The organism is Pseudomonas sp. NPDC087803 (assembly GCF_044742995.1).
Classification (GTDB): Bacteria; Pseudomonadota; Gammaproteobacteria; order Pseudomonadales; family Pseudomonadaceae; genus Aquipseudomonas.
The window spans coordinates 1-16,773 of record NZ_JBIUVO010000085.1 but is presented as its reverse complement, the minus strand read 5'-3'; the positions used below and the strand labels follow the sequence as shown (position 1 = coordinate 16,773).

The 16,773-nt window shown below is 57.8% G+C and carries 12 protein-coding genes and 2 pseudogenes; 7 read left to right on the top strand and 7 right to left on the bottom strand.

Going from position 1 to position 16,773, the window contains the following annotated elements; genetic code table 11:
- Positions 1-72: 72 nt before the first annotated feature.
- Positions 73-714 (bottom strand): annotated as a pseudogene (rsmG, locus tag ACIOUG_RS24950) (16S rRNA (guanine(527)-N(7))-methyltransferase RsmG); the annotation flags it as partial.
- The gene (gene mnmG / locus ACIOUG_RS24945; RefSeq protein WP_007960775.1) at positions 711-2,609 is read right to left on the bottom strand and encodes a tRNA uridine-5-carboxymethylaminomethyl(34) synthesis enzyme MnmG; all 1,899 of its coding nucleotides are present in this window, start codon (positions 2,607-2,609) and stop codon (positions 711-713) included. The pseudogene rsmG and the gene mnmG, both read right to left, overlap by 4 nt.
- Positions 2,610-3,190: 581 nt before the next feature.
- Between mnmG and ACIOUG_RS24940 the strand changes: the two genes are divergently transcribed.
- The 3 genes from ACIOUG_RS24940 (at position 3,191) to ACIOUG_RS24930 (ending at position 7,200) form a co-directional block, all read left to right on the top strand.
- On the top strand, positions 3,191-3,697 hold the full coding sequence (locus tag ACIOUG_RS24940) for a sigma-70 family RNA polymerase sigma factor (RefSeq protein WP_401069535.1): 507 nt from the start codon (positions 3,191-3,193) through the stop codon (positions 3,695-3,697).
- Positions 3,697-4,644 (top strand): FecR domain-containing protein, encoded by a 948-nt coding sequence (locus tag ACIOUG_RS24935; protein ID WP_401069532.1) that lies wholly within the window; start codon positions 3,697-3,699, stop codon positions 4,642-4,644. Before ACIOUG_RS24940 ends, ACIOUG_RS24935 begins: the two co-directional genes overlap by 1 nt.
- A 120-nt stretch (positions 4,645-4,764) precedes the next feature.
- Positions 4,765-7,200 carry a TonB-dependent siderophore receptor gene (locus ACIOUG_RS24930; protein WP_401069529.1) on the top strand — a complete coding sequence of 812 codons (2,436 nt, stop codon included), beginning with the start codon at positions 4,765-4,767 and terminating at the stop codon, positions 7,198-7,200.
- Positions 7,201-7,243: 43 nt separating this feature from the next.
- Here the strand turns inward: ACIOUG_RS24930 and mnmE are convergent, their stop codons facing one another.
- From mnmE to rpmH, 5 genes are all read right to left on the bottom strand, one after another.
- Positions 7,244-8,614, bottom strand: coding sequence for a tRNA uridine-5-carboxymethylaminomethyl(34) synthesis GTPase MnmE (gene mnmE / locus ACIOUG_RS24925; RefSeq protein WP_401069526.1), 1,371 nt, complete (start codon positions 8,612-8,614; stop codon positions 7,244-7,246).
- Positions 8,615-8,695: 81 nt separating this feature from the next.
- The gene (gene yidC, locus ACIOUG_RS24920; RefSeq protein WP_401069523.1) at positions 8,696-10,378 is read right to left on the bottom strand and encodes a membrane protein insertase YidC; all 1,683 of its coding nucleotides are present in this window, start codon (positions 10,376-10,378) and stop codon (positions 8,696-8,698) included.
- 2 nt (positions 10,379-10,380) lie between these two features.
- Positions 10,381-10,626, bottom strand: a complete 246-nt coding sequence (gene yidD / locus ACIOUG_RS24915) for a membrane protein insertion efficiency factor YidD (protein WP_401069521.1) — start codon at positions 10,624-10,626, stop codon at positions 10,381-10,383.
- Positions 10,619-11,020 (bottom strand): ribonuclease P protein component, encoded by a 402-nt coding sequence (rnpA, locus tag ACIOUG_RS24910; RefSeq protein ID WP_401069541.1) that lies wholly within the window; start codon positions 11,018-11,020, stop codon positions 10,619-10,621. Before rnpA ends, yidD begins: the two co-directional genes overlap by 8 nt.
- A gap of 16 nt (positions 11,021-11,036) precedes the next feature.
- Positions 11,037-11,171, bottom strand: coding sequence for a 50S ribosomal protein L34 (gene rpmH, locus ACIOUG_RS24905; RefSeq protein WP_003213577.1), 135 nt, complete (start codon positions 11,169-11,171; stop codon positions 11,037-11,039).
- A 566-nt stretch (positions 11,172-11,737) separates the two neighbouring features.
- On the opposite strand from rpmH, the gene dnaA reads away from it, so the two are divergent.
- From dnaA to ACIOUG_RS24885, 4 genes and pseudogenes are all read left to right on the top strand, one after another.
- The gene (dnaA, locus tag ACIOUG_RS24900; RefSeq protein ID WP_401069518.1) at positions 11,738-13,258 is read left to right on the top strand and encodes a chromosomal replication initiator protein DnaA; all 1,521 of its coding nucleotides are present in this window, start codon (positions 11,738-11,740) and stop codon (positions 13,256-13,258) included.
- Positions 13,259-13,309: 51 nt separating this feature from the next.
- Positions 13,310-14,401, top strand: a complete 1,092-nt coding sequence (gene dnaN, locus ACIOUG_RS24895; protein ID WP_401069538.1) for a DNA polymerase III subunit beta — start codon at positions 13,310-13,312, stop codon at positions 14,399-14,401.
- Between the two features lie 14 nt (positions 14,402-14,415).
- Positions 14,416-15,519 (top strand): DNA replication/repair protein RecF, encoded by a 1,104-nt coding sequence (gene recF, locus ACIOUG_RS24890; RefSeq protein ID WP_401069515.1) that lies wholly within the window; start codon positions 14,416-14,418, stop codon positions 15,517-15,519.
- A gap of 5 nt (positions 15,520-15,524) precedes the next feature.
- Positions 15,525-16,773: pseudogene (locus tag ACIOUG_RS24885) on the top strand (ATP-binding protein); the annotation flags it as partial.

Below are 16,773 nucleotides of genomic sequence, written 5' to 3'. Positions count from 1 at the left end.
TGTCTTGCCCACACCACCCTTCTGGTTCGCTATCGCGAAGACCTTAGCCTTTCTTGCTTGTGTTCCCAATCTTGCCGTGCGGCGCAGTATCAGCAGATGGCGTTGGCCTTGGCAACCGGGTACGGCCAGGGCGTGTTCGCTATCGAGTTAGAAGACAGCCGGCAATGCTACCAGCTCCTCGGCCGGATGAACGCCCTTCATTGCCAGCCAGCGCGTGTCGGCATCGCCGAGGTGGCGAGTCCAGTTGGTGAAGTTCTCCATGCTGCTGAATGCCCGGGAAATGATCCCGTTGAATGGCTGGGCAGGCTGGAACGCTTCGACGCGACTGTGGATAACTTGCAGGTTATCCAGTTTGAGTTCGAGTTTGACCTGAGTCAGAAAGCGGGTTTTCTTGCCGTTGCTGTCCAGACAGGTCACTTGCGAGCCCGGATACAGGATCGCCAACGGGATCCCCGGCATGCCGCCGCCGCTGCCGACGTCGAGCCAGCGACCGTTTTCGATGAACGACATCACGCTCAGGCTATCGAGCAAATGACGCGAAACCATTTCGTCCGGATCGCGTACAGCCGTGAGGTTGTAGGCCTGGTTCCATTTGATCAACAGGGCCAGGTAACCCAGCAGCAATTCGTGCTGGGTTTCAGTGAGATTGACACCGAGCGCGCGGGCTCCTGTGGATAACTCTTCGGCGTGTTGCGAAGTGACCTTAGAACTCAAGCGCTTTGCTCCAACTGACGGCCCGCGCCGCGTTTTTTCAAATGAATCATCAACAGCGAAATCGCTGCCGGGGTCACGCCGGGGATCCGCGAAGCCTGGCCGAGCGTCTCCGGACGCGTGGCACCGAGCTTGCTCTGGATCTCCTTGGAGAGACCGGAAATGTTGGTGTAATCGATATCCACAGGCAGTTTGGTGTCTTCACTGGCGCGCAAGCGGGCGATTTCGTCCTGTTGACGGTCGATGTAACCGGCGTATTTGGTCTTGATTTCAACCTGTTCGGCGACCTGTGGGTCTTCTGCGCCCTGCCCGGTCACTTCGACCAGACCAGCGTAGTCGATTTCCGGACGGCTCAAGAGATTGAGCAAGTTGTATTCGTGAGTCAGCGGTGTGCCGAATTTTTCCGCAATCGCATCGCCCTGCTGCGTACCCGGGCGAACCCAGGTGCTTTTCAGGCGTTGCTCTTCCAGTTCGATACTTTCGCGCTTCTTGCAGAAGGCCGCCCAACGCGCGTCATCGACCAGACCCAGTTCGCGACCTTTTTCGGTCAGACGCAGGTCGGCGTTGTCTTCACGCAGGATCAGGCGGTACTCGGCACGGGAAGTGAACATGCGGTACGGCTCTTGGGTACCGAGGGTGATCAGGTCGTCGACCAGCACGCCGATGTACGCCTCATCGCGACGCGGGCACCAGGCTTCTTTGCCCTTCGCACGCAATGCGGCGTTGGCCCCGGCGAGCAAACCTTGTGCACCGGCTTCTTCGTAACCGGTGGTGCCGTTGATCTGGCCAGCAAAGAACAGACCGCCGATAACCTTGGTTTCCAGGCTGTACTTCAAGTCACGCGGATCGAAGTAGTCGTACTCGATCGCATAGCCCGGACGCACGATGTGTGCGTTCTCCATGCCGCGGATCGATTGCACGATCTGCAATTGCACGTCGAACGGCAAGCTTGTGGATATCCCGTTCGGGTACAGCTCATGGGTGGTCAGGCCTTCCGGCTCGATGAACACCTGATGGCTTTCCTTGTCGGCAAAGCGATGGATCTTGTCTTCGATCGACGGGCAGTAACGCGGACCGATGCCCTCGATTTCGCCGGCAGCGGAATACATCGGCGAACGGTCGAGGTTCGCCGCGATGATTTCGTGGGTGCGGGCGTTGGTATGGGTAATCCAGCAACTGACCTGGCGTGGATGCTGTTCCTTGTTGCCCATGAACGACATCACTGGAATCGGCGTATCTCCCGGTTGCTCGGTCATCACCGAGAAATCCACAGACTTGCCATCAATACGCGGTGGTGTCCCGGTTTTCAGGCGACCGACACGCAATGGCAGTTCACGCAAACGATGCGCCAGGGCGATCGACGGTGGATCACCAGCGCGACCACCGGAAAAATTCTGCAAACCGATGTGGATAAGTCCACCGAGGAACGTACCAGTGGTCAACACCACGGAATCGGCGAAGAACCGCAGACCCATTTGGGTGACAACACCGCGTACCTGGTCCTGCTCGACGATCAGATCGTCAGCGGCCTGTTGAAATATCCACAAGTTCGGTTGGTTTTCGAGAATTTCGCGGACAGCGGCCTTGTACAGAATACGGTCGGCTTGCGCACGGGTCGCCCGTACGGCCGGACCTTTGCGGCTGTTCAACACGCGAAACTGGATGCCGCCCAGATCGGTGGCCATGGCCATCGCGCCGCCGAGGGCGTCGATTTCCTTGACCAGATGGCTTTTGCCAATGCCACCGATCGCCGGGTTGCAGCTCATGGCACCAAGGGTTTCCACGTTATGCGTCAGCAACAGGGTTTTTGCCCCCATACGTGCTGAGGCCAGTGCTGCCTCGGTACCGGCATGACCGCCGCCGATGACGATCACTTCAAAACGGGAAGGGAAATCCACCACGCACCTCGTGCCTGCTTAAGTAGGTAATTCAGGAATAGTTTGAGATCAGGTTTCTGGACCTGGTCGACAAGTATAGGGACTTCGCCCTTCCTAAAGAACCCTTTGCACAAAATTTAACCAGCTGTGGAGAACTCAAGGTTAAAAGAATAAAAAAGAGAGAAATTTATAAAACCTTTGTTTTTATGTTTATTCTTACTGAGCGACCTTTCTGTGGATAGATTGCTACAGGCCTTATTATTCAATGTGTACAGAGTTTCAAAACCTTGTGGCCAGGTGGCAACGAGGCCCTTGGATAACCGGTTTAAGCCTGTGGATGAATGGGGTGGTTATCCACAGGGGCAGTTATATCCAGTTTTGCGGCCCTGTTATCAACTGGCCTCAGTGGCAGTTATTCACAGGGCTTAATCCACAGAAAACCAAAGAATCGAGCTTTTTCAGGCGCAAAAAAAACACCGCCGATTGCTCGGAAGCGCCAAGGAAACGGAAAATCTGCCGATGGCGGGTTGCGCGAAGACTATTGTGAGAGAACGTAACAGAGGCTAATAATAGCCATTATCATTAACTCACCCCTGCCCTCTATGTCCTTACCCATCCACAACGCTGCGATCGAGCAAATCTACGAGCAACACCATTCGTGGCTATATGGCTGGCTCAGGGGCAAATTGAATGACGCCTGCGATGCGGCCGATGTTGCGCATGACACTTTTGTGCGGATCCTGGCCGCGCGTAATGCTGCGCACATTCGCGAACCGCGGGATTATCTGACCACCGTCGCCCGGGGTCTGGTGATAGACCGTTACAGAAGGCGCGCGATCGAAGCCGCGTATTTACAGACCCTGTCCGCTCGGCCGGAAGCCACAGCGATCAGCGAGGAAGACAAGGCGCTGATCATTGAAACCCTGATCGCTGTGGATAAAGCCCTGACCAGTCTGGGCGCCAGAACCCGGCAGATCTTCATGCTGTCGCAGATCGACGGGATGACTTATCAACAGATCGCCCTGCAGCTGAAGGTTTCGTTGACCACAGTAAAGAAACACATGATCCGCGCGCTCACCGAATGTGCACTGACCATGGCGGAGCTGTAATGGCTATCGCGCCCAGTCGTCAGGTATTCGAAGCGGCCGCCAGTTGGTACGTGCAGTTTCAGGCGGAACCGCCCACCCTCGCCGAACAACGGGCCTGGCAGCTGTGGATAGATAGCGATCCGGCGCATCTGGCGGCCTGGAGCCAGATGGAACAATTGCAGCGCCACCTCGGCACACTGCCGCAGGACCTCAAGCGCCGCGCCTTGAACAGCGGCCAGCAACGTCGTCAGGTATTGAAGTTACTGTTACTGGCGACCGGCACGGGTTTCGTCGGTTGGAATCTCCAGCAACACAGTTCCTTGGGTAACGTCTGGGCCGACTACACAACCCGGGTCGGTCAGCGTCGCCACTTGACCCTGGCCGATGGCAGCCAGATCCAGCTCAACACGGACACAGCCATCGACGTGTCTTTCGACGCGACGCAGCGATTGATTCGTCTGCGCGCCGGCGAAATTCTCATTCAGACCGGCAAGCTTGGTGATCAACGGCCGTTTTTCGTCGAAACCCGCGATGGCCGGATTCAGGCCTTGGGCACCCGTTTTTCTGTGCATCAGTTGTCGGGATCGACTCGGGTCGGTGTGCTGGAAGATCGGATCAGCATTCAGCCCGGCGAAGATCTCGCCGCCGCCAGAATTCTCACAGCAGGCCAGGGCGCCGACTTCGACCGTCGGCATGTCGGCCTGATTCATCCCTTCAGACCCTCGGAAGTGGCGTGGAGCAACGGCCAATTGATTGTCCTCGATGCGCGGCTCGGCGATGTGCTCGACGAGTTGGGCCGCTATCGCAGCGGCGTGCTGCAGTGTGACGCCCGAGCTCAGGATTTGCGGGTATCGGGGACCTTCCGTCTCGATTCCACCGACGCGGCATTGGCCAATTTGCAGGCTTCGCTGCCAATCAACGTGCGCTATTTCACCCGCTACTGGGTTTCGATCAGCCACAACGCTTGAGCCAATCGACACCTGAGGAAAAATAAATCGAAATCAGGGTTATCTTTTTTCGCCCTGACCCGGCCCTTCAGGTAATCGCGATAAACGCGGCTTTTTGCCAACTTCAGGGCTTATCCACACATGCGTCTTCCCACGTTCCGTCAGCGCTTTTCCCACCACTGCATTGCCTACAGCCTATTGATGACCAGTGCCGCGTCCTGCCTGGTGATGACGGGTAACGCGTTCGCCGCGACGGCGACCCAGCGTTACGCCATTGCTGCAGGCCCGCTGGACAATGCCCTGAGCCAGTATGCCGCCGCCGCGAACGTGATCCTGTCGTTCTCGCCGCAACAGACCAGCCGCATGCACAGTTCGGGATTGAGCGGCAGTTTCTCCGTGGAACAGGGCTTCGCCCAACTGCTTCAGGGCTCCGGTCTGCAAGCTGTGCCTCAGGCGCCGGGCAGTTACATTCTGCAGGCGCTGCCGACCGCTGACTCGCTGGAACTGGCACCGACCAACATCAATGGCCAGCTCGCCAACCCGATGGATCTGGATTACGCCGCCGACGTCGGTTACAAGGCACAGAACAGCCGGATCGGTACGAAAACCAGCACACCGTTGTCGGAAACACCGCGTTCGGTGTCAGTCGTCACCGCCCAGCGCATGAAAGATCAGAAATCTCAGACACTCACCGAGGTACTCGGCTACGTTCCCGGCATCTTCGCCCCACCGTTTGCAGCGGGCGACAGCCTGGCCGGCGACCTGTTTTACATTCGCGGATTCAACGCCACCGATTACGGCTATGGCCTGTTGCGCGATGGATTGCGTGTACAGGGCAACCGTTATGACACCAGCACCGAACCTTACGGTTTGGAACGCGTGGAAATTTTCCGTGGCCCATCGTCCTTGCTCTATGGGGAAAACGCCCCGGGCGGACTGGTGAATCTGGTGAGCAAACGGCCAACCGCCGTTCCTCGTGGCGAAGTGCAACTGGGTTATGGCTCGAATAATCGCCGGCAGATCGGCGTCGATGTGTCCGGGCCACTCAACGACAGCGGCAATGTGCTGGGGCGAGTGGTGATGCTAGGGCGCAAGTCGGACACCCAGACTGATCACGTACCGGATGACCGCATTTACATCGCCCCGTCGCTGACCCTGAATTTCGACGACTTCAACACCCTGACCCTGTTGGCCAACTACCAGAAAGATCACACCAACATGGAACTGGGTCTGCCGGCCGCCGGCACCTTGCTGAGCAATCCCAACGGCAAGCTATCCAAAGGCACCATGCTCGGCGATCCGGACTGGAACACCTTCGAACGGGAAACCTGGAGCAGCGGTTATGAGTTCAGCCATTCCTTCAACGATGACTGGCAGTTCCGGCAGAACTCGCGCTACATGCAGTCGCGCATCACCCGCCACGAGACCTGGCCCGGCAACCTCAACAACGCCGGGTTCGGCACGCGTCTGAACATGACCGCGTACGATCGCTTCAACAAGTCGATGGTGTACTCGCTGGATAACCAACTGGAAGGCAAATTCCAGGTCGGTGAGCTGGAAAACACCGTGCTGTTCGGCGCCAGCTACGACCGCACCTCGTTCAATCAGGACTGGAACGCCGGCATCGTCGGGCCGATCGATATCTATAACCCGGTGTACTTGCGCGATCCGACTACACCGATTGCAGTGCAGAACACCTTGCTCGAACAACAGATGAAAGGGGTTTATGCACAGATCCAGAGCAAGTATGACCACTGGCTGTTTCTGCTCGGCGGTCGTCAGGACTGGGTCGACAGTGACTTCCGCGACAAGGTGGCCAAGGGCAGCAACATCAGTTCCGAGGACAAGAAGTTCACTTACCAGGGCGGTGTGATGTATCAGTTCGACAACGGCATGACGCCGTATGTCAGCTACTCCACGTCGTTCGTGCCGGTGCAGCAGATATCCAATGCTGGCGCGCCGCTGGATCCGATCACCAGCAGCCAATATGAAGTCGGCCTGAAATACGAACCGATCGGCTGGGATACCGCGTTCACCGCTTCGGTGTATGACCTGCGCAAAAAGGACGACACCTACTTCGACTCAACCACGTCGACCTATCGCCAAGTGGGCGAAAGTCGCTCGAAAGGCGTGGAACTGGAACTCAACAGCAACCTGACGCAGAACCTCAACGTCACAGCGGCTTACACCTACACCGATGCGCGAATCACCAAGGATGCGGCGACTTCATTGGTCAAAGGCCACCAAATGACCGGCGTACCGCGTAATCAGGCGTCGGTCTGGGCCAAATACCGATTCCTTGATGGCGATTTGAAAGGTCTGTACGTCGGCGGCGGTGTGCGTTACTTCGACAGTGCCTTAGCCTACACCGCGCCGTCCTTGTACGGAAAGCTGGATGCCGGCGATGTCACCTTGGTGGATGCGGCCATCGGTTACCAGATCGACACGCACTGGAGCGTGGATTTGAACGCGAAGAACCTGTTCGACAAGGAATATGTGTCGGGATGCAACGACGCCGGCCGCTGCTACTGGGGCGAGGACCGCACCCTGCTCGGCACGGTTTCCTACAACTGGTAAAACGGAAAAGGGGCTGTGGATAAATTGTCCACAGCCCCTTTGTTCATTTGCCGATGCAGAAGCTGGAAAAGATTCTCCCGAGCAGATCATCAGAGCTGAAGGCCCCGGTGATTTCCCCAAGGGAATGCTGAGCCTGACGCAAATCCTCGGCGAGCAATTCGCCGGCGCCGGCCAGGGTCAGTTGCGCACGCCCGTGTTCCAGCGCCGCACTCGCATGGCGCAAGGCTTCCAGATGCCGGCGGCGCGCGCTGAAGCTGCTTTCCGAAGTTTGCTCATAACCCATGCAGGCTTTGAGGTGTTCGCGCAGCAACTCCAGACCTTCGCCGGCGGATTTGGCGCTGAGGCTGATGGTCACGTGGCCATCGTCGCTGACTTCCAGGGCAATTGCCTCACCCGTCAGGTCAGCCTTGTTGCGGATCAAGGTGACTTTCGCCGGGTCCGGACGGGTTTCGAGGAATTCCGGCCACAACGCGAACGGATCTGCGGCTTCCGGCGCTGTTGCATCGACCACCAACAGCACCCGATCCGCTTCAGTGATCGCCTTCAACGCACGCTCGACGCCGATTTTTTCCACCTGATCGTCGGTATCGCGCAGACCTGCGGTATCCACCACGTGCAATGGCATGCCGTCGATGTGGATATGTTCGCGCAGGATATCCCGGGTGGTGCCGGCAATCTCGGTGACGATCGCGGCTTCGCGGCCGGCCAGAGCGTTCAATAAGCTGGACTTGCCGGCATTCGGACGACCGGCGATCACCACCGTCATGCCATCGCGCAACAACGCGCCCTGCCCGGCTTCGCGCAGTACTGTGGATAATTCTGCGCGCACCTTGTCGAGCATGCTCAGCACGTGGCCATCGGCGAGGAAATCGATTTCCTCTTCCGGGAAGTCGATGGCAGCTTCGACATAGATGCGCAGGCCGATCAGTTGTTCGGTGAGGTTATGCACACGCTGAGAAAACGCCCCCTGCAGGGAACGCAGTGCGTTGCGTGCAGCCTGTGCGGAACTGGCTTCGATCAGATCGGCGATCGCCTCGGCCTGAGCCAGGTCGAGTTTGTCGTTGAGGAACGCGCGCTCGCTGAATTCACCCGGGCGGGCCAGACGGCAACCCAGTTCCAGGCAACGCTTGAGCAACATGTCGAGGACGATCGGGCCACCGTGACCCTGCAACTCCAGCACATCTTCGCCGGTGAACGAGTTGGGTCCCGGGAAATACAGGGCCAGCCCTTCGTCCAGCACCTGCTGGTCATCACTGAAAAACGCACCGTAATGCGCGTAACGCGGTTTCAGTTCGCGGCCGCTGATGGCTTTGGCCGCAACACTGGCAAGTGGCCCGGAAATACGGACGATGCCGACACCGCCACGACCTTGAGCGGTAGCGACGGCGGCGATGGTTTCACGAGGTGCGCTCATAAACCGGAATCCAGACAAAAGTGGCAGATAGCAAAACGCCCCACTAGGGGGCGTTTTGAGTGGTGTTATCCACAGAGTAAGTTACGCCTCGGCTTTTTTCGTCGCCGCTTCGATCTTACGCGTGATGTACCACTGTTGGGCAATCGACAGGCAGTTGTTCACAACCCAGTACAGCACCAGACCAGCAGGGAACCAGAGGAAGAAGAAGGTGAAGATGATCGGCATCATTTTCATCACCTTCGCCTGCATCGGATCCGGCGGAGTCGGGTTCAGACGCTGTTGGATGAACATGGTCGCGCCCATGATGATCGGCAGGATGAAGAACGGATCCTTGATCGACAGGTCGGTGATCCACAGCATGAACGGCGCCTGGCGCATTTCCACGCTTTCCAGCAGAACCCAGTACAGCGAGAGGAAAACCGGCATCTGCACGAGGATCGGCAAGCAGCCGCCCAGCGGATTGATCTTCTCTTTCTTGTACAGCTCCATCATGGCTTGCGACATTTTCTGCCGGTCATCGCCATGTTGTTCTTTCAGTGCAGCCAGTTTCGGCGCAACGGCACGCATGCGCGCCATGGATTTGTAGCTGGCAGCCGACAGCGGGAAGAAGATCCCTTTGATCAGCATGGTCAGGAAGATGATCGACCAGCCCCAGTTACCCACAATCGCGTGGATGTGTTGCAGCAACCAGAAGATCGGCTGGGCGATGAACCACAGAATGCCGTAGTCGACAGTCAGTTCCAGACCTGGGGACAACTGTTTCAGCACGGCCTGGCTTTTCGGACCGGCGTACAGAATGGCGCTGGTTTCAACTTTGGCGCCCGGTGCAGCGGTCAGCGAAGGACCGGTGTAACCGATGATGTAGTTGCCTTTGCTGTCTTTACGCGTCTGAACGATGTTGTTTTCGCCCTTCGGCGCAACCCATGCAGTCACGAAGTAGTGTTGCAGCCAGGCTACCCAGCCACCGGTGACGGTTTCCTTGAGCTGACCTTTGTCCATGTCTTTCATGGACACTTTCTTGTACGGCTCGGAACTTGTCCACAGGGCGGCGCCCAGGTAAGTCGCGGTACCGGTGGCAGTGGTCGACGAAGGGTCGGCACTGGCGTCGCGCTTCAGTTGGGCGAACATCGAACCCGACCAAGGCTGCGCGCTCTGGTTATCCACAAGGTAGGTCACGGTCACGTCATACAGGCCGCGTTTCAGGGTGAAACGCTTGATGTAGTTGACGCCGTCCTTGCTGAACTTCAGGTCGACGACCAGTTGGTCCTGACCGTCAGCCAGTTGATAACTTTTCTTCTCCGAGGCGTAAACCGGACGACCGGCCGGGCTTGCGTCCGGACCGTTGGTGCCGATCAGGCCGCTTTGTGCCAGATAAGTACGCTCGCCGCCGTTGTCGAACAGCTGAAACGGCACATCAGGACGGTCCTGACGACGTGGATACAGTGGCAAAGTCAGTTGAGCAACGTCACCGCCCTGTGGATCGATTGCCAGATCGAGCACGTCGGTTTTGACCTGGATCAGATCCTTGCTGACAGCGACCGGAGTTTCCACAGGTGCGCTGGTATCGCTCGCGGCACGCGGAATATCGTCACTGGCGGAAGCGTTATTGCCAGGAACGGTGTCCGGCAAACCGGATGCAGTCGTACTGGAAGCAACATTCTGAGTCGGCAGGGCAGCCTGGCCATAGTCCTGGTTCCATTTAAGAACCATAACGTAGGACACGATTGCCAGGGCGACGATCAGGATCGTGCGTTTGATATCCATGATTACTCGGCCATCGAAGAAGAACGGGAGGTAGGGATAGGTGGAACCGGGTCATAACCACCGGGATTCCACGGATGACAGCGACCAAAACGACGAAAGGTCAGCCAGCCACCGCGCAGAAGGCCATGATTTTCTATGGCTTCATACGCGTAGCAAGAACAACTGGGGTAGAAACGACAGTGACTGGCCATCAAAGGACTAATGGCGTAGCGATAAAACTGGATCGGAACGAGGGCCAGTTTACGCATCTGGACTGTCTACCCCTACAGTTTCGGTTTTGACTGCTGGAACTGGCTTGTTACGGGCCAGGCGCTTCCAGAGTTTGCCGAAATGCTGAATCAATTCGGGGTTTTCTACATCGCCCAAACCTTTGCGCGCGACGATAACGATGTCCCAGCCGACCAGTGAATCCTGGTGCAGACGGAACGATTCGCGCATCAGACGTTTGAGGCGATTGCGCTCAACGGAGAGCTTTACGCTCTTTTTCCCGATAACCAGCCCGAGACGGGTGTGATCGAGATCGTTGTTGCGCGAAAGGAGCAGGAGATTTTTCCCCGGAACCTTGCCGGTAGGGGAGTCAAAGACTGCCTTGAAATGCCGGGGGGTAAGCAGACGCTTTTCCCGACTGAAGTCCTGACTCACCTCCAGTACCGGATTATCAAACTGCCAGACGCGCACGACCTTTGGCGCGACGACGCGACAGGACAGCGCGACCGTTCTTGGTAGCCATGCGAGCACGGAAACCGTGGGTACGAGCGCGTTTGATAGTGCTTGGTTGGAAAGTACGTTTCATGTCGTGTTACCTGGTTCGTCCACAACGGGCCGGAATGGCCCCCGTTTTAAGAGACCGGGGATTCTAGAGAAAGCAAGCCTTCAGGTCAATTTCCAACCAGCGTTTCCTTATAAATAGATCTCAGGGGCTTCCAGAACCAAAACCCTGTCCGCCAGACATAAAAATAAAGAAGGGAATTATTTAAAGCTTTTCTGTAAAGCTTGTAAAAGCTAGTCCGGCCTTCTTCTGTGGATAACCATGCTCAGCCCATACAAAACGCGATGTACAGAGAATGACAACTACAGTGGAAAACCGTGGTCAGCCTGTGCTGCGCTATCGGATAACCTGTGTGTGGAATGGCCTGTTATCCACAGGCAGGTTATCCACTGAGTTCTACCCCCAGTTGTCCAATGCCCTCACAGGCGGTTATCCACAGAGCTTATGCACACACCGTTGGTCGCCTTTTTACCGGTTAACGTATTGATTAATCATGCTCACCCCACAACCTGCATGTGGATAAGTGGACGGCTCGCCGCTACAATGGCCGCTTGTTTTTGCCTCACCGGCTTTCAACTTAGGGGATATCCGTGTCAGTGGAACTTTGGCAGCAGTGCGTGGAGCTTTTGCGCGAGGAGCTGCCTGCCCAACAATTCAACACCTGGATCCGTCCACTACAGGTCGAAGCCGAAGGCGACGAGTTGCGCGTCTACGCACCGAACCGTTTTGTGCTGGACTGGGTCAATGAAAAGTACCTCGGTCGCGTCCTTGAACTGCTGGATGAGCACGGCAACGGCATGGCGCCAGCGCTTTCCTTATTAATAGGCAGCAAACGCAGCTCGGCACCACGTGCCGCACCGAATGCACCGTTGGCCGCTGCGCAAGCGTCCCAGGCGCAGGCCAATGCCGCTCCGGCCAGCCCGCCAGCGCCAGCCCCGAGTGCGCCGGCCAAGCGCTCGACGCAGAAAACCGAAGAAGTCAGTGAGGAGCCGTCCCGCGACAGCTTTGATCCGATGGCCGGTGCGGCCTCGCAACAGGCCCCGGTTCGTGCCGAACAGCGCACGGTGCAGGTTGAAGGCGCGCTCAAGCACACCAGTTACCTGAACCGCACCTTCACCTTCGAGAACTTCGTCGAAGGCAAGTCCAACCAGCTCGCCCGCGCGGCGGCCTGGCAGGTGGCGGACAATCCCAAGCACGGTTACAACCCGCTGTTCCTTTATGGCGGCGTCGGCCTGGGTAAAACCCACTTGATGCACGCAGTGGGTAACCACCTATTAAAGAAGAACCCGAATGCCAAGGTCGTTTACCTGCATTCCGAGCGTTTCGTGGCCGACATGGTCAAGGCGCTGCAACTGAACGCGATCAACGAGTTCAAGCGTTTCTACCGCTCGGTGGACGCGCTGCTGATCGACGATATTCAGTTCTTCGCCCGTAAAGAGCGTTCCCAGGAAGAGTTTTTCCACACCTTCAACGCCCTGCTTGAAGGTGGCCAGCAGGTCATTCTCACCAGTGACCGCTACCCGAAAGAAATCGAAGGCCTGGAAGAACGGCTCAAATCCCGCTTCGGCTGGGGCCTGACGGTTGCCGTCGAGCCGCCGGAGCTGGAAACCCGCGTGGCGATCTTGATGAAGAAAGCCGACCAGGCCAAAGTCGAGTTGCCGCACGACGCCGCGTTCTTCATTGCCCAGCGCATTCGTTCCAACGTCCGTGAGCTGGAAGGCGCGCTGAAACGCGTGATCGCCCACTCGCACTTCATGGGTCGCGACATCACCATCGAGTTGATTCGCGAATCCCTGAAAGACTTGTTGGCACTGCAAGACAAACTGGTCTCTGTGGATAACATTCAGCGCACCGTCGCCGAGTACTACAAGATCAAGATCTCCGATCTGCTGTCCAAGCGCCGTTCGCGCTCGGTGGCACGTCCGCGTCAGGTGGCCATGGCATTGTCCAAGGAACTGACCAACCACAGCCTGCCGGAAATCGGCGATGTGTTTGGTGGTCGCGACCACACCACGGTGTTGCACGCCTGCCGCAAGATCAACGAACTTAAGGAATCCGACGCGGACATCCGCGAGGACTACAAGAACCTGCTGCGTACACTGACCACTTGATGAACACCAGCGCAGCTTATTACGGCAAGGGACTAGACCAGGCATTTCACCATTCAACGCGAAGCCCTGTTGAAACCCCTGCAACTGGTCGCAGGCGTAGTCGAGCGCCGACAGACCTTGCCGGTACTGTCCAACGTGCTGCTGGTCGTCGATGGCCAGCAACTGTCGCTGACCGGTACCGACCTGGAAGTCGAGCTGGTGGGTCGCGTGCAACTCGAAGAGCCGGCCGAAACCGGTTCCATCACCGTGCCTGCGCGCAAGCTGATGGACATCTGCAAGAGCCTGCCCAACGACGCACTGATCGACATCAAGGTCGACGAGCAGAAGCTGGTCGTGAAGGCCGGCCGTAGCCGTTTCACCCTGTCGACCCTGCCGGCCAACGATTTCCCGACGGTTGAAGAAGGCCCGGGCTCGCTGACCTGCAGCCTGGAGCAGAGCAAACTGCGTCGTCTGATCGAACGCACCAGCTTCGCAATGGCCCAGCAGGACGTGCGCTATTACCTCAACGGCATGCTGCTGGAAGTCTCGGCCGGTGTGATCCGCGCCGTGGCCACCGACGGTCACCGTCTGGCCATGTGCTCGATGCAGGCCGATATCGGTCAGCCGGATCGCCACCAAGTGATCGTGCCGCGCAAAGGTATCCTCGAGCTGGCGCGTCTGCTCACCGAGCCGGATGGCAACGTCAGCATCGTTCTGGGCCAGCACCATATCCGCGCCACCACCGGCGAATTCACCTTCACCTCTAAGCTGGTCGACGGCAAGTTCCCGGATTACGAGCGCGTTCTGCCGAAGGGCGGCGACAAGCTGGTTCTGGGCGATCGTCAGGCTCTGCGTGAAGCGTTCAGCCGTACCGCGATTCTGTCCAACGAGAAGTACCGCGGCATCCGTCTGCAACTGGCTAACGGTCAGTTGAAGATTCAGGCCAACAACCCGGAGCAGGAAGAAGCGGAAGAAGAAGTGGGCGTTGAATACAACGGCGGTTCGCTGGAAATCGGCTTCAACGTGAGCTACCTGCTCGACGTGCTGGGCGTGATGACCACCGAACAGGTTCGCCTGATCCTGTCCGACTCCAACAGCAGTGCGCTGGTGCAAGAGTCCGACAATGACGACTCGGCTTATGTTGTCATGCCGATGCGTCTGTAATCAGCTGATCCTGGATGTCCTTAAGTCGTGTTTCGGTCACCGCGGTGCGCAATCTGCACCCGGTGACCTTCTCTCCCTCCCCCCGCATCAACATCCTTTACGGCGCCAACGGCAGCGGCAAAACCAGTGTTCTGGAAGCCATTCATCTGCTGGGGCTTGCCCGTTCGTTTCGTAGCACGCGGCTGTTGCCGGTGATCCAGTACGAGCAACTTGCGTGCACCGTGTTCGGTCAGGTCGAATTGGCCGAGGGTGGCCACAGTGCGCTGGGGATATCCCGCGACCGTCAGGGCGAGTTTCAGATCCGCATTGACGGGCAGAACGCCCGCAGTGCTGCGCAACTGGCCGAGATCCTGCCGCTGCAGCTGATCAACCCTGACAGCTTCCGCCTGCTCGAAGGCGCGCCGAAGATTCGCCGGCAGTTTCTCGATTGGGGTGTGTTCCACGTCGAACCGCGTTTCATGGCGACCTGGCAGCGTTTGCAGAAGGCCTTGCGCCAGAGAAACTCCTGGCTGCGGCATGGTACACTTGACGCCGTTTCGCAAGCGGTTTGGGACAGGGAACTGTGCCAGGCCAGCGCTGAAATCGATGAATACCGCCGCGCTTACATCAAAGCCTTGAAACCAGTCTTTGAACAAACCTTGAGCGAACTGGTTGAGCTCGAAGGTTTGACGCTCAGCTATTACCGAGGCTGGGACAAGGACCGGGAATTGAGTGCCGTATTGGCTGGCTCCGTGCAACGGGACCAGCAAATGGGTCATACCCAGGCCGGACCGCAACGGGCTGACTTGCGTCTTAGATTGGGCGCACACAATGCCGCGGACATCTTGTCCCGGGGTCAGCAGAAACTGGTGGTCTGTGCCTTGCGAATTGCCCAGGGGCATCTGGTGAGCCAGGCCCGACGCGGCCAGTGTATTTATCTGGTGGATGACTTGCCGTCCGAGCTGGACGAGAGCCACCGTCGCGCGCTGTGCCGCTTGCTGGAAGACTTACGCTGCCAGGTGTTCATCACCTGTGTAGATCACGAATTATTGAGGGAAGGCTGGCAGACGGAAACGCCTGTCGCTCTGTTCCAGGTGGAACAGGGCCGTATCACCCAGACCCACGACCATCGGGAGTGAAGGCATTGAGCGAAGAAAATACGTACGACTCAACGAGCATTAAAGTGCTGAAAGGCCTGGATGCCGTACGCAAACGTCCCGGTATGTACATTGGTGACACCGACGATGGCAGCGGTCTGCACCACATGGTGTTCGAGGTGGTCGACAACTCGATCTACTAAGCCCGCGCCGGCCACTGCGACGACATCAGCATCATCATCCACCCGGATGAGTCCATCACCGTCATAGACAACGGCCGTGGCATCCCGGTAGACGTGCACAAAGAGGAAGGCGTTTCCGCCGCCGAGGTCATCATGACCGTCCTCCACGCTGGCGGTAAGTTCGACGACAACTCCTACAAGGTATCCGGCGGTCTGCACGGTGTAGGTGTGTCGGTAGTGAACGCCCTGTCCGAAGAGCTGGTACTGACCGTACGCCGCAGCGGCAAGATCTGGGAACAGACCTACGTCCACGGCGTGCCTCAGGCTCCTATGGCAATCGTTGGCGACAGTGAAACCACCGGTACCCAGATCCACTTCAAGGCTTCCAGCGAAACCTTCAAGAACATTCACTTCAGCTGGGACATCCTGGCCAAGCGCATTCGTGAACTGTCCTTCCTCAACTCCGGTGTCGGCATCGTCCTCAAGGACGAGCGCAGCGGCAAGGAAGAGCTGTTCAAGTACGAAGGCGGCCTGCGTGCGTTCGTTGAATACCTGAACACCAACAAGACTGCGGTCAACCAGGTGTTCCACTTCAACATCCAGCGTGAGTACGGCCTCGGCGTGGAAATCGCCCTGCAATGGAACGACAGCTTCAACGAGAACCTGTTGTGCTTCACCAACAACATTCCACAGCGCGACGGCGGTACTCACCTGGTGGGTTTCCGTTCCGCACTGACGCGTAACCTGAACAACTACATCGAGCAGGAAGGTCTGGCGAAGAAGCACAAAGTCGCCACCACCGGTGACGATGCCCGTGAAGGCCTGACCGCGATCATCTCGGTGAAAGTGCCGGATCCAAAGTTCAGCTCGCAGACCAAAGACAAGCTGGTGTCTTCCGAAGTGAAGACCGCGGTCGAGCAGGAGATGGGCAAATACTTCTCCGACTTCCTCCTGGAAAACCCCAACGAAGCCAAGCTGGTCGTCGGCAAGATGATCGACGCGGCCCGTGCCCGTGAAGCGGCGCGTAAAGCCCGTGAGATGACCCGCCGCAAAGGCGCGCTGGACATCGCCGGCCTGCCGGGCAAGCTCGCTGACTGCCAGGAAAAAGATCCTG

Excerpts from the sequence above, each read along its gene's own strand:
- ACIOUG_RS24940 (WP_401069535.1), top strand. The coding sequence starts at position 3,191 with ATGTCCTTACCCATCCACAACGCTGCGATCGAGCAAATCTACGAGCAA.
- ACIOUG_RS24935 (WP_401069532.1), top strand. The coding sequence starts at position 3,697 with ATGGCTATCGCGCCCAGTCGTCAGGTATTCGAAGCGGCCGCCAGTTGG.
- ACIOUG_RS24930 (WP_401069529.1), top strand. The coding sequence starts at position 4,765 with ATGCGTCTTCCCACGTTCCGTCAGCGCTTTTCCCACCACTGCATTGCC.
- mnmE (WP_401069526.1), bottom strand. The coding sequence starts at position 8,614 with ATGAGCGCACCTCGTGAAACCATCGCCGCCGTCGCTACCGCTCAAGGT.
- yidC (WP_401069523.1), bottom strand. The coding sequence starts at position 10,378 with ATGGATATCAAACGCACGATCCTGATCGTCGCCCTGGCAATCGTGTCC.
- yidD (WP_401069521.1), bottom strand. The coding sequence starts at position 10,626 with ATGCGTAAACTGGCCCTCGTTCCGATCCAGTTTTATCGCTACGCCATT.
- rpmH (WP_003213577.1), bottom strand. The coding sequence starts at position 11,171 with ATGAAACGTACTTTCCAACCAAGCACTATCAAACGCGCTCGTACCCAC.
- recF (WP_401069515.1), top strand. The coding sequence starts at position 14,416 with ATGTCCTTAAGTCGTGTTTCGGTCACCGCGGTGCGCAATCTGCACCCG.